This window comes from Nonomuraea sp. NPDC050310 (assembly GCF_040655795.1).
GTDB lineage: Bacteria > Actinomycetota > Actinomycetes > Streptosporangiales > Streptosporangiaceae > Nonomuraea.
On sequence record NZ_JBFAKP010000022.1, the window covers coordinates 47,155 to 58,988 of the forward strand.

The window sequence follows — 11,834 nt, forward strand, 5'->3', positions numbered from 1 at the left end:
GCGTGCTCACAGGGTCTTTCCACTGGCAACCCGTCCACACGGTCTACGTGCCCGCCCACCGCTGGTCCGTCAGGACCGTGCGCGAGTGGGGCGAACAGGCCCGCGCGCTGCTGGAGGAGCACCTAGCCGGGCCGGAGGAACTCGCCGAGGTCTTCGGCGTCCCGCTCGGCCTGGCGCGTGCCGTACACCCCAGGGTGGCGGCCAAGCTCGCCACGGATCCGATCGAGGACGTGCGCATCGACTTCGAGGACGGGTACGGCACGCGTCCCGCCGAGGAGGACGGGCACGCCGAGGCCGCCGCCGAGGCGGTGCTGGAGCTGCACCGGACCGGCGGGCTGCCGCGGCGCTGGGGGCTGCGGGTGAAGTCGTTCGCCGACGACGAGGAGCGCTCGCTGCGCACGCTCGCCCTGTTCCTGGAGCGGACCGGCGTGCTGCCCGGCTGCACGGTCACCTTCCCGAAGGTGCTGGAGGAGCCGGCCGTGCACCGCTTCGCCGAGCGGCTCCCGGCCGGTGCCGGCTTCGAGCTCCAGGTCGAGGACCCGCGCACGCTGCCGTTCCTGCGTCCCGGCCTGCACGAGCGGCTGACCGGCGCGCATTTCGGCGTCTTCGACTACACCGCCGCGCTCGGCCTGCCCCCGCACGAGCAGCGGCTCGACCACCCGGCCTGCGACCACGCGCGGCACCTCATGCAGACCGCCTTCGCGACCACGCCGGTCGAGCTGTCGGACGGCTCCCTGGCCGCCGCGCCCGCCTCCGAGGCGACGGCGGACGTGCACGCCCTCTGGGCCCGGCACGCGCAGCTCGTCCGGCACTCCCTGGGCAACGGCTTCTACCAGGGCTGGGACATGCACCCCTCGCACCTGGTCAGCCGCTTCGCCACCGTCTACGCCTTCCACCTGGCGCGCTACGACGAGTACGCGGCGCGGGTGCGGGCCTGGGAGGAGCAGCGGCAGGTCGGCGGCGTCCTGGACGAACCGGCGACGATCAAGAGCCTGGCCGCCGCCCTCCGCCGCGCCGACTCCGCGCTGGGTCACGCCGGATAGGCGTGCGTCTCGGCGGCCTTCACCGAGACCCAGACCTCCCGCCCGGTGGTGAGGTCGAGCTCGGCCACCGCCGCCGGGGTGACGTCGGCGAACGCGGTCACCGGGCCGGTCAGGTGCACCCGGACGTTGTCGCCGTGCCGCTCGACCCCCTCGATGCGCGCCTGCCACAGGTTGCGCGGGCTGCCGTCGGGCCGGCTGCGGTACAGGGCGACCGCGGCCGGGGAGAAGGCCACGAACGCCGGGCCGTCGAGCGGCTCGCTGGTGCTGAAGAGCAGCTCGCCCACCTTCACCCGGCCCGCCGCGGCGGTGCCACGGTAGAGGTTGAGTCCCACCAGCCTGGCCACGTAGTCGGTGCGGGGCCGGGCGGCCACCTCGGCGGGCGGGCCCTCCTGGACGACGCGGCCCCGCTCGATCACCACCAGGCGGTCGGCCAGCACCATGGCGTCCAGCGGGTCGTGCGTGACCAGCACCGTCGCGCCGTCGAACCCCTCCAGGTGCCGCCGCAGGCCCGACCGCACCTCCAGGCGGGTGTGCGCGTCCAGGGCCGCCAGGGGCTCGTCCAGGAGCAGCAACCTCGGCTGTACGGCAAGCGCCCGGGCCAGGGCGACGCGTTGCGCCTGACCGCCGGAGAGCTCGCCGGGCCGTACCTTCGCCAGGTCGGCCAGCCCGACCCGGGCGAGCAGCTCGGCGGCGAGCCGGCGGGCCTCGGCCTTGCCGCTCCCCCGGCAGCGGGGGCCGAAGGCGACGTTGTCCAGGGCCGACAGGTGCGGGAAGAGCAGGTAGTCCTGGAAGACCATGCCGACCGGCCGCTGTTCGGCCGGGCGGCGGTGGACCGCCTGGCCGTCGAGCTCGATGAACCCGTCCGCGGCCAGCGGGGCCAGCCCGGCCAGGGCGCGCAGCGCGGTCGTCTTACCCGCGCCGTTCGGGCCGAGCAGCGCGACGATCTCGCCTGGGGCGACGTCCAGCTCCAGGTCGAGGCGGAAGGCGGGCCGTTCGACGACCAGCCGGGCATGCAGGCTCATCCCGTCGCCGCCCCGGTCCAGCGGTCGCGCAGGCTGGCGAGGATGAGCACCGACACGGCGAGCAGGACGAGGCTGAGCACGATGGCCGCCTCCGGCTCGGTCTCCAGCGCGAGGTAGACCGCCAGCGGCATGGTCCTCGTGGTGCCGGGAAAATTCCCGGCGAACGTGATCGTGGCCCCGAACTCCCCCAGCGCCCGCGCCCAGCACAACACCGCCCCGGCCAGCACACCCGGCATCACCAGCGGCAGCGTCACCCGACGGAAGGCCGTCCACCGCGAGGCCCCGAGAGTGGCGGCAGCCTCCTCGTAACGCCGGTCAGCCGCCCGCAACGCCCCCTCGACGCTGATCACCAGAAAGGGCATCGCCACGAACGCCTCGGCGACGATCACCCCGGCCGTGGTGAACGGGAGCGACACCCCGAACGTGGACTCCAGCCACTGCCCCACCAGCCCCCGCCGCCCGAGCACCAGCAGCAGTGCCACCCCGCCGACCACAGGCGGGAGCACGAGCGGGACGGTCACCAGCGCCCGCGCGATCCTGCGCCCGGGGAACTCGGCCCGCGCCAGCAACCACGCCAGCGGCACCCCCAGCAGCAGGCAGATCACCGTGGCGGCGGTCGCCGTCACCAGCGACAGCCGCAGCGCCTCCAGCACGTGCGGCTCGGCCAGCCGGCTCGGCAACGTGGACCACGGCGCGCGCACCACCAGCCCGACCAGCGGCAACACCAGGAACACCAGCCCAGCCACCGCCGGCACCACCAACACCCACGGCGCCCGCCCGCTGACCTTCACCGACCGCCCGCTCACCCTGACCGCCCGGTTGGGTTCCCTCTCCCCGGGCACGTGCGCCGCCCGAGCAGGCTCCCCCTCCGCCGGCCCTTGGGGCTCCCCCTCCGGCCCGTCACCACGCCCGGTCATGAGGTCTGGAATCCCGCCTTCGCCAGCACGGCCTGCCCCTGCGCCGACCGGACCAGCTCGACGAACCCCCGCGCCCCCTCGGCGTCGGGAGCCCTGGTCAGGACCACGATCGGATAGTCGTTGACCGCCTGATCCGCCTCAGGGAACGACAGCCCGGCCACCTTGCCCCCGGAGGCCAGCACATCGGTCTGGTACACCAGCGCGGCGTCCACCTCCCCCAGCTCGACCTTCGCCAGCGTCGCCTTCACATCCTGCTCCAAGGTGACCGGCTTGACCTTGAGCCCCGCCGCGGCCAGCGCCTTGACCGCAGCGGCCCCGCATGGCACCTGCTCCGCGCACAGCGCCACCTTGACCTTGGGATCGGCCAGATCGGCCAGCGAGTCCACCCCCGCCGGGTTGTCCTTGGGCACCGCGATCCGCAGCTTGTTCCGCGCGAAGACCGCGGCCGGCCCGGCCAGGCCGGCGTCGGTGACCGTCTTCATGGTCGCCGGGCTGGCCGCGGCGAACACGTCAGCCGGCGCCCCCTGGACGAGCTGCTGCGCCAGCGTCGCGCTGGAGCCGAAGTTGAACCGCACCCTCGTCCCGGGACGCGCCCGCTCGTACGCCTGGCCGAGCTCGGTGAAGGCCCCGGTCAGCGAGGCCGCGGCGAACACCGTCACAGTGCCCTTCCCCGCCTCGGCTCCGGAACCGCACCCACCGGCCAGCAGGGTCAGCGCACCCAACAACATCACGACGATCGAGCGTTTCGCCGGCAAGGCGTCTCCTCAGGGGCTCGCCACGCGCGCGTGGCCGGGGATCTCGACGACGACGTTCGTGGACTTGATCACCGCGACGGCGACCACGCCGGGCTCCAGGCCCAGCTCGTCGGCGGCCTGGCGGCTCATCAGGGACACCACCCGGAACGGCCCCGCCGCGATCTCCACCTGGGCCATGACCGCGTCGCGGAGCACTTCGGTGACGATCCCGCGGAAGCGGTTGCGGGCCGAGGAGTGGCCGGCCTCGCTGTCCGGCCCCACCTGGGCGCGGGCGAACGCGGCCAGGTCGGGGCCGCTCACGCGGCGATGCCCGTGCTCGTCGCGACTTGCCGGCAGACGGCCGGAGTCGACCCAGCGGCGGACGGTGTCGGCGCTCACGCCTAGGAGGGCGGCTGCTTCGCTGATGCCGAACGTGGTCACGGGGTCACCTTATCCTTGGCAGATGCTAGGTCAACTCGGGGTACGGCCTTGCAGAACCGAGGCCGACCGCCGCAGGGGCACCCCCCATGGTTCCGCGGCCCACCCCCGAACCCGGTCCAGCGACGCGGCCCGGCTCACCGCGACCCCCGCCGTCGGAGGGCGGCCAAGGCGGTAGCCGAACCGCCGTCCGAGAGCCCCGACCTTCCTTCCCCCGCTTCCCAACTCCCCTTCACCCCCTCGCCGACCCCAGCGCACCGCCGCACAGGATCACCCACCACCGCGGGGGTCGCTCGCCGCATCGGTGAACGGGCCGCCGCACAGGATCACGCACCACCGCGGGGGTCGCTCGCCGCATCAGTTAGGTGGGGGAAGGCCCGGCGGGGAGGGCCGCGCGGCCGTTCAGGCAAGCCGCCACGGCCCTTTAGGAAACCCGCCACGGCCGTTCGGCGCCCGGCGCGGCCCACTCAGTCCCCGGCAGACCGCTCAGTCCCTGCCGGCCGCCCAGTCCCCTGCTGGCCGCCCAGTCCCCTGCCGGCCGTTCGAGCCCCCGGCCGCCAGTCCTCCGGTACGGCCGTTCAAGTCCCCGGCGCGGCTGTCAGTCCCCTGGTGCGGCGGGTTAGGTCACGCCTCCGCCGACCCCGGTCTTCTATGCGGCGAGTAGCCGGGCGGTGGGGCGTGATCCTGGGCGGAGGGAGGGGGAAACGCCAGATGAAAAGAACCGGCTAGTCGCGGTCGATGAGAGTGCGCCATTGGGCGACGAGGGCCGGGTCGACGGGTTCGTGCCAGGAGGGCCGGACGGCGCTGCCGACGTGGAAGGCACGCACGCCGTACGACAGGAGGGTGGGGACGTGGGGCCGCTGGAGGCCGCCGCCGGCGAGGATGAGGGAGGCGTCGCCGGCCTCGGCCCGGGCCTTGAGGATGGGCAGCCCGTCGGAGACCCCGCTGGGCGCGCCGGAGGTGAGGACGGTGGCGAGGTTGGGCAGCAGCCGGACGGCCCGCCAGGCGGCGTGGACGTCGGCGGCGTGGTCGACGGCCCGGTGGAAGGTCCAGGGCAGCGGCGAGGCGGCGTGGATGAGCGCCTCGGTGGCGGCCAGGTCGACGGCCCCGGCGGCGTCGTGGAAGCCGAAGACGAACCCGGCGGCCCCGGCGGAGGCGAGTTCCTTGACCGTGTGGCGGAGCTCGTCGAGTTCGCCCTCGCCGAGGGTGAAGCCGGCGTGCGCGCGGATCATGACCATCTGCGGCAGCGCGCAGGCGTGGGCGATGGCGGCGACGGTCTCGGGCGCGGGGGTGAGCCCGTCGGCGGCCATGTCGGCGACGACCTCGAGACGGTCGGCGCCACCCCGCTCGGCGGCGATGGCGTCGCGCACGTCCAGGGCGATGACCTCCAGCAACGATCCCGTCATGACCCCTCACCGCTGTTTCGACTCACGCGGCAAAGGCTATCGCCTGTTCTGCCCCCTTCCGGGATGGAAGGGGGCATTTGACGGACCCTGTCAATGAGAGTCAGGGAGCCGGAAGGTCAGGCGTCGACGAGCTCGCGGACGCCGAGTTGGCGGAACAGGTCACCGCCGCCGGCCCGCCGCTGGAAGAGCGCGCCGGAGGCCCGGTGGGGCAGGTCCACGGTGCGCAGGTGGGTGAATCCGCGCCGCCGGTAGTAACGCTGGAGCCCGGCGTTGTCCTTGGCGCAGTCGAGGCGGAGCCAGCCCAGCCCGGCGTCCCCCACGGTCGCGCCGGCCCAGTCGAGCAGGGCGTCGCCGAGCCCCATGCCGGACCACGCGCGGGAGACGGCCAGCTTGTGCACGTAGCGCGCGTCGGCGGGCCGGTCGGCTGGCGTCCAGAACTCGGGGTCGGCGTGCCCGTCGAGGGCGATGCAGGCGACCGGGCCCGCGGTCAGGCCGCCGAGATCGGCGTCGAGCACGTGCAGGACCCGTTCGCCGATGAGCGGTTCGATGCGCTCGGGGCCGAAGCCGCCGCGCGGCCACTGCCGTACGCCCTGGGAGTGCAGCCATTCCGCGGTGTCGGCGAGGAGGGTGAGCACGCCTGACAGGTCGCCGGGTTCGGCTCGCCGCAGGGTCAGCGGAGGCCGGAGGGTGGACGAGGGGGCATGGGTGTGCGAGTGCATGATTCAACCCTTCGTTGCGATGGGTGTGCGCGTGAACACGGAGTGTGCTCGATTCATCGCGCACGGCACATAACCGGATATATATGGATAAATCGAAGTTTCGGGAGTATGCCCTACTCCCGACGCCGGTGCGGCAAGTCCGAAATGGCTCGCGAGGCACCGGGCGGCGCGATCACCCCCAAGCGAGCCCTGCCTTCAAGCTGGTCAGGAGAGGCCGAGCTCGTATCTGATCAAGTGCTTGTCGGCGGGAAAGACCGACACGGCTACGCGGACCGGCGTGTCGCCGGCGTCGAACCCGACGCGCGTGTACACCAGCACCGGCGTGCCCACGTCGAGCTTGAGCTGTTCGGACTCCAGGTGCGTGGGCATCCTGCCCTGGATGTCGTCCACCACCCGGACCTGCTTGTGGCCCAGCTCCTCCAGGACCCGGTTGGCGCCCCGGCGGATGTCGCCGGGCCGGGCGATCTCCGACCCGGCCACGATCCGCTCGGGGAAGTAGGAGTCGTTGGTGTTGTACGGCTGGCCGTCCACGAACCGCAGCCGCCGGCGCACCACGGCGAACTCCTCGTCGCCGAGTTCGAGCCGGCTGGCGATCTCGTCCTCCGGGCGCAGGATCTGGATGGTGATGTCCTGGCTGAACCCGCGGCCCTCGGCCTGGACGGCGGTCGCGAACGCCTCCCTGATCTCTCCTTCCGGCTGGGGTTCGAGTTCGCGTTGCGGGTGGATGAGCAGCGCCCGGCGTTCCCTGACGACGGAGCCGATGCGGGGCGTGCGGGTGATGAGGCCCTCGTTGAGGAGCATGGTGAGCGCGTTGCGCGCGGTGTTGCGGCTGACGCCGTACTGCTCCTGGAGCTTCTCTTCCGTGGGCAGCACGTCCCCTGGGCGGTAGACGCCGGAGTAGATGGCTTGCCGCAGGATCGCAGCCACCTGTCGGTAAAGCGGGGACGCTGCCACTTTCACCCCTTTTGTTCCAACAATTTAGACGATCTGGTTCTAGCAGGCCAGAACCCCTTGACCGAACGGCCTTGACAGCCGCATCATCCAATCGTTGGTACAAATCCATCGAAAGGCCGGTAAGGGGGTGAGAGCCGGTGCTGCCGGTTACGCCGTACCTGCCCTGGCACGACCCCCGCGAGGCAACACGTCTACTGCGTTACGCGTTGCATCGCCAGGGGTTCACCCACACCTACCAGAGCAATGGGAGCGGCATGTCCGTGTTATCCGTGCTCACCGAGTTGACTGTGTGGTGCAAGGACGGATCGTTCGTGTGGAGCGACGACGGCTCGACCGTCACCCACCCCATCGACGACCCCGTCGGCGCCGCGCAGCGCATCGCGGACCGTCACCGGCACCCGAACCATCGCCCAGCGGAGGATCACTCCCCCACCGGCTCTGTGCACGAGCACACGGGCTAGGACTCCAACCCTCGCCGGAGTCCTGGCACCGTACGTGCACGGAGAAGGAGGCGCGTCCTGGCGGGTCCCCCACGCCCGCCAGGACGCGTTTTCCGCCCGCCGGCGGAACGGGCGAGAGCCCCTGAGGTCACGGCCCCCAGTCGAGCCGGGTCCCCTCCGCCGAGCCGGTGAAGACCGGCCGCGCCGGGCCGCCCGCCTCGGGCGCGCTCTCCCCGGTCCAGCGCCCGTGGAAGACGCACCCGGCCAGCCGGACCCGCACGACGGTGACGCCGGGCTCGCGCCGCCGCTCCACGATCCAGCTCTCCACGACCCCTTCGCTCCCGGCCGATGTCCACTCCCACCGCTCGCCGCGGCAGCCCGCGCAGAAGGCCCGGGCGGGGAAACGCGTCCGCCCGCAGGTCAGGCAGCGCTGCACGAGGAGCTCGTGCCGGCCCAGCCGCTCCCACCACTCGCGCGAGTCGCGGTCCATCAGCCCCTCCGCAGGATCAGCGCCGAGGTGGCGGGCAGGATGTAGCCGGGCTGGGCGGTGGACAGCGCCACCTCTGCCCCTTCCACCTGTCGCGGGCCCGCCTCGCCCCTGAGCTGGGTGACCGCCTCGGCGACGTGGTTGATCCCGTGCACGTAGCCCTCCGACAGGAAGCCGCCGTGCGTGTTGACCGGCGGCCCCTCCCCCGAGGCCGCGTACGGCCCGCCCTCCCCCTTGGCGCAGAACCCGTAGTCCTCCAGTTGCACCAGCACCGAGAAGGTGAAGCAGTCGTAGAGCATCGCCACGTCCACCTCGCCCGGCCCGAGCCCGGCCATGCCGTACAGGCGGGGGGCCAGCAGGGCGGCGGCCGAGACGGTCGGCTCGCCGGGCGCGAGGAAGGAGTCGCCGCCGCCCCAGGCGGCGGCGCTGATCAGCACGGGCGTACGGCGCAGCGACCGGGCCCGCTCGGCGGTGGTGACGACGAGCGCGCAGGCCCCGTCGGTCTCCAGGCAGCAGTCGAGGAGCCGCAGCGGTTCGCTGATCCACCGGCTGGCCAGGTAGTCGTCGAGGGTGATCGGCTCCCGCATGAGGGCCCGCGGGTTGCGGGTGGCGTGCTCACGCTGGCGGACCGCGATCTGCCCGAGCTGCTCGGCCATGGTGCCGTATTTCAGCATGTGCGCCCGGGTGTACAGGGCGAAGTGCTGCACCGGCGCGACCAGCCCGGCCGGCTGCAGGTACTGCGCCTCGGGCGAGGGGTTGGCCGCCTGCCCCATCCGGAACTCCGAGCGCGCGTTGATCGCCCGGTAGACCACGACCGTCTCGGCCAGCCCGGCGGCGACGGCGAGGGCCGCCTGGCCGACCACCGAGTGCGAGACGCTGCCGCCGCCGAACTGGTCGAGGTACCAGGACGGCGAGGGCAGCCCGAGCGCCGGGCCGACCACGCCGGGGGCGACCGAGTCGCCGACGCGATGGGTGGCCAGGCCGTCCACCTCCTCGGGCCGGATCCCGGCGTCGGCCAGGGTGGCGAGGATCGCCCGGCAGGCCAGCGTCAGCGTGCTGACCCGGGAGTCCTTGCTGAACTCGGTCCAGCCCACGCCCGCGACAGCCGTGCGGTCCGAGAAAGCAAGCAAGCGCTTGGCCACAACCTCACGCTAGGCGCTTGACACCGTTCCGGCAACCCGCCTACCGTCCAAGCAAGCGCTTGGTAAGATGAGCGGCGAAGGAGGCGACCATGAGCACCCACGCAGCCCGGCTCCTTTCGCCGGAGGAGTGCGCGAGCCGCCGAGCCCACCGCAACGGAGTGGCCATGCACCCTGCGCAACACCCCCCGGGCAACGGCCACACCGACGGGCAGCGCTTCCGCTCGGTCCTCGGGCGCTTCGCCACCGGCGTCGTCGCCATCACCGCGCTCGACCCGGCCTCCGGCCGGCCCTGCGGCCTGGCAGCCAACTCCTTCACCTCGGTCTCCCTGGACCCGCCGCTGGTCGCCTTCTGCGTCGCCTACACCAGCACGAGCTGGCCCGTGGTGCGCGGCGCCAAGAACATCACGGTCAACGTCCTCGCCGAGCACCAGCAGCCGGTCTGCGCCCAGCTCGCCGCCCGCGGCGGCGACAAGTTCGCCGGCCTGGAATGGACCTCCTCCCCCGGCGGCAACCCGGTGCTGGACGGCGCGCTGGCCTGGATCGACTGCGCGGTGGAGGCCGAGCACCCGGCCGGCGACCACGTGATCGTCGTGGCCCGGGTGCTCCAGCTCGACACCCACGCCGACGGCGGCCCCCTGCTGTTCTTCCGCGGCTCCTACGGCCGGTTCGATGGCCCTGCGTGAGCAAGCGCGCGCCTGGCTGGAGGCGCAGCTCGGCGGGGAGTTCGCCGCCGCCCGCGGCCTCGGCGGCCCCGGACGCGAGCACGAGGGCTTCGAGCTGCGCCGCGCCTGGGAACGCGCGCTCGGCAAGGCCGGCTGGACCTGCCTGGCCTGGCCCGAGGCCTACGGCGGGCGCGCCGCCTCGCTGGCCGACCAGATCGCCTTCCACGAGGAGTACGCCCGCGCCGGCGCGCCCGCCCGGGTCGGGCACATCGGCGAGACCCTGCTCGGCCCGACGCTGCTGGAGCACGGCACCGACGCCCAGCGCCGCCGCTTCCTGCCGCCGATCCAGCGCGGCGAGGAGCTGTGGTGCCAGGGGTACTCCGAACCGGACGCCGGCTCCGACCTGGCCGCGGTCCGCACCCGGGCCGAACTGCGCGGCGGCGAGTGGGTCGTGCACGGGCAGAAGGTGTGGACCTCCCTGGCGCACGTCGCCGACTGGATCTTCGTGCTCTGCCGTACCGAACCCGGGTCCCAGCGCCACCGCGGCCTGTCCTACCTGCTGGTCCCGCTCGACCAGCCCGGCGTGCGGGTGCGGCCGATCGTGCAGCTCACCGGCGACTCGGAGTTCAACGAGGTGTTCTTCGACGGCGCCCGCACCGACGCCGAGCTGATCGTCGGGGCGCCGGGCGACGGCTGGCGGATCGCGATGGCCACCCTCGGCCACGAGCGCGGCGTCTCCACGCTCGGCCAGCAGCTCGGCTTCCAGCGCGAGTACGACCGCGTGGTCGAGGCGGCCCGGCGCAGCGGCGTGCTGGACGACCCGGTCTTCCGCGACGCGCTCGTGCGCTCCTGGATCGAGCTGCGGCTCATGCGGCACCGTTCGCCCGGCTCCCCCACGGCCAAGCTGTACTGGTCGGAGTGGCATCGGCGGCTCGGCGAGCTGGCCCAGCAGGCGCAGGGCCTCGACGGGCTGATCGCCGCGGACGGCGAGCTCAACGACCTGCAGCGCCTCTACCTCTTCTCCCGCGCCGACACCATCTACGCCGGGTCCAGCGAGATCCAGCGCAACCTGATCGCCGAACGCGTGCTGGGACTGCCCCGGTGAAGGCGCACGGGCTGCTGGCCGGCCGGGCCGTTCTGGTCACCGCGGCGGCCGGGGCGGGCATCGGCTTCGCCACCGCGCGCCGCTGCGCCGAGGAGGGCGCCCGCGTGATCGTCTCCGACCGCCACGAACGCCGGCTGGCCGAGGCCGCCGCCACGCTCAAGGACCTCACCGGCGCCGAGCCGCTGGCCGTCCCGTGCGACGTGACCTGCGAGGAGCAGGTGCAGGCGCTCTTCGCCGCCTGCGGCCCGCTGGACGTGGTGGTCAACAACGCCGGACTCGGCGGTACGGCGGAGCTGGCCGAGATGACCGACGAGCAGTGGCACGCCGTCCTCGACGTGACGCTCAACGGGACCATGCGCTGCACCCGCGCGGCGCTGCGGACGATGATCCCGCAGGGCTCCGGGGTGATCGTCAACAACGCCTCGGTCATCGGGTGGCGGGCCCAGCGCGGCCAGGCGCACTACGCCGCGGCCAAGGCCGGGGTCATGGCGCTCACCCGCTGCGTCGCGCTGGAGGCCGCGCCGTACGGCATCCGAGTCAACGCGGTCGCGCCCTCGCTGGCGATGCACCCGTTCCTGGAGAAGGTGACCACGCCGGAGACGCTGGCCGAGCTGACCGCCCGGGAGGCGTTCGGGCGGGCGGCGGAGCCCTGGGAGGTGGCCAACGTGATCGTCTTCCTGGCCAGCGACTACTCCTCCTACATGACCGGCGAGGTGGTCTCGGTGTCGAGTCAGCATCCGTGACATATCCTGACTGACAGGATAT

Annotated in this window: 14 protein-coding genes; 5 read left to right on the forward strand and 9 right to left on the reverse strand. The window is 73.1% G+C overall.

What is annotated here, in order from left to right:
* The first annotated feature begins 2 nt into the window (after positions 1-2).
* Positions 3-1,043, forward strand: coding sequence for an aldolase (locus tag AB0I67_RS35015; RefSeq protein ID WP_357932714.1), 1,041 nt, complete (start codon positions 3-5; stop codon positions 1,041-1,043).
* Here the strand turns inward: AB0I67_RS35015 and AB0I67_RS35020 are convergent.
* The 7 genes from AB0I67_RS35020 to AB0I67_RS35050 all read right to left on the reverse strand — a co-directional run bounded on the left by AB0I67_RS35020 (position 1,031) and on the right by AB0I67_RS35050 (position 7,206).
* Entirely contained in the window at positions 1,031-2,065 is a 1,035-nt protein-coding gene (locus AB0I67_RS35020; RefSeq protein WP_357932717.1) for an ABC transporter ATP-binding protein, read from the reverse strand. The two genes, AB0I67_RS35015 and AB0I67_RS35020, sit on opposite strands and share 13 nt — an antisense overlap.
* Positions 2,062-2,871 (reverse strand): ABC transporter permease, encoded by an 810-nt coding sequence (locus AB0I67_RS35025; protein ID WP_357932720.1) that lies wholly within the window; start codon positions 2,869-2,871, stop codon positions 2,062-2,064. The genes AB0I67_RS35020 and AB0I67_RS35025 overlap by 4 nt, the downstream gene beginning before the upstream one ends.
* Before the next feature lie 107 nt (positions 2,872-2,978).
* Complete coding sequence (gene modA, locus AB0I67_RS35030) at positions 2,979-3,737, reverse strand: molybdate ABC transporter substrate-binding protein (RefSeq protein WP_357932723.1); 759 nt, start codon at positions 3,735-3,737, stop codon at positions 2,979-2,981.
* 9 nt (positions 3,738-3,746) lie between these two features.
* Positions 3,747-4,157 (reverse strand): helix-turn-helix transcriptional regulator, encoded by a 411-nt coding sequence (locus AB0I67_RS35035; protein WP_357932725.1) that lies wholly within the window; start codon positions 4,155-4,157, stop codon positions 3,747-3,749.
* A gap of 722 nt (positions 4,158-4,879) precedes the next feature.
* On the reverse strand, positions 4,880-5,560 hold the full coding sequence (locus AB0I67_RS35040) for a copper homeostasis protein CutC (protein WP_357932728.1): 681 nt from the start codon (positions 5,558-5,560) through the stop codon (positions 4,880-4,882).
* Between the two features lie 116 nt (positions 5,561-5,676).
* Positions 5,677-6,279, reverse strand: a complete 603-nt coding sequence (locus AB0I67_RS35045) for a GNAT family N-acetyltransferase (protein WP_357932731.1) — start codon at positions 6,277-6,279, stop codon at positions 5,677-5,679.
* Between the two features lie 204 nt (positions 6,280-6,483).
* On the reverse strand, positions 6,484-7,206 hold the full coding sequence (locus AB0I67_RS35050) for a GntR family transcriptional regulator (RefSeq protein WP_357932734.1): 723 nt from the start codon (positions 7,204-7,206) through the stop codon (positions 6,484-6,486).
* Positions 7,207-7,487: 281 nt separating this feature from the next.
* Here AB0I67_RS35050 and AB0I67_RS35055 point away from each other — a divergent pair, with 281 nt between their 5' ends.
* Positions 7,488-7,694 (forward strand): hypothetical protein, encoded by a 207-nt coding sequence (locus tag AB0I67_RS35055; protein ID WP_357932737.1) that lies wholly within the window; start codon positions 7,488-7,490, stop codon positions 7,692-7,694.
* A 127-nt stretch (positions 7,695-7,821) separates the two neighbouring features.
* On the opposite strand, the gene AB0I67_RS35060 is transcribed toward AB0I67_RS35055, so the two are convergent.
* Positions 7,822-8,163 (reverse strand): zinc ribbon domain-containing protein, encoded by a 342-nt coding sequence (locus AB0I67_RS35060; RefSeq protein WP_357932740.1) that lies wholly within the window; start codon positions 8,161-8,163, stop codon positions 7,822-7,824.
* Positions 8,163-9,302, reverse strand: coding sequence for an acetyl-CoA acetyltransferase (locus AB0I67_RS35065; protein ID WP_357932743.1), 1,140 nt, complete (start codon positions 9,300-9,302; stop codon positions 8,163-8,165). The genes AB0I67_RS35060 and AB0I67_RS35065 overlap by 1 nt, the downstream gene beginning before the upstream one ends.
* A 164-nt stretch (positions 9,303-9,466) precedes the next feature.
* Between AB0I67_RS35065 and AB0I67_RS35070 the strand changes: the two genes are divergently transcribed.
* From AB0I67_RS35070 to AB0I67_RS35080, 3 genes are read left to right on the forward strand one after another with little or no spacing between them, the layout of a single operon-like run.
* Positions 9,467-9,985: a flavin reductase family protein gene (locus AB0I67_RS35070; RefSeq protein ID WP_357932973.1), complete on the forward strand. Its 519-nt coding sequence runs from the start codon at positions 9,467-9,469 to the stop codon at positions 9,983-9,985.
* Complete coding sequence (locus AB0I67_RS35075) at positions 9,972-11,069, forward strand: acyl-CoA dehydrogenase family protein (protein WP_357932745.1); 1,098 nt, start codon at positions 9,972-9,974, stop codon at positions 11,067-11,069. Before AB0I67_RS35070 ends, AB0I67_RS35075 begins: the two co-directional genes overlap by 14 nt.
* Positions 11,066-11,812, forward strand: a complete 747-nt coding sequence (locus AB0I67_RS35080) for an SDR family oxidoreductase (RefSeq protein ID WP_357932748.1) — start codon at positions 11,066-11,068, stop codon at positions 11,810-11,812. Before AB0I67_RS35075 ends, AB0I67_RS35080 begins: the two co-directional genes overlap by 4 nt.
* Positions 11,813-11,834 lie beyond the last annotated feature (22 nt).

Coding starts and splice junctions, on each gene's coding strand:
- AB0I67_RS35055 (WP_357932737.1), top strand. CDS start 7,488: ATGTCCGTGTTATCCGTGCTCACCGAGTTGACTGTGTGGTGCAAGGAC.
- AB0I67_RS35070 (WP_357932973.1), top strand. CDS start 9,467: ATGCACCCTGCGCAACACCCCCCGGGCAACGGCCACACCGACGGGCAG.
- AB0I67_RS35075 (WP_357932745.1), top strand. CDS start 9,972: ATGGCCCTGCGTGAGCAAGCGCGCGCCTGGCTGGAGGCGCAGCTCGGC.
- AB0I67_RS35020 (WP_357932717.1), bottom strand. CDS start 2,065: ATGAGCCTGCATGCCCGGCTGGTCGTCGAACGGCCCGCCTTCCGCCTC.
- AB0I67_RS35040 (WP_357932728.1), bottom strand. CDS start 5,560: ATGACGGGATCGTTGCTGGAGGTCATCGCCCTGGACGTGCGCGACGCC.
- AB0I67_RS35045 (WP_357932731.1), bottom strand. CDS start 6,279: ATGCACTCGCACACCCATGCCCCCTCGTCCACCCTCCGGCCTCCGCTG.
- AB0I67_RS35060 (WP_357932740.1), bottom strand. CDS start 8,163: ATGGACCGCGACTCGCGCGAGTGGTGGGAGCGGCTGGGCCGGCACGAG.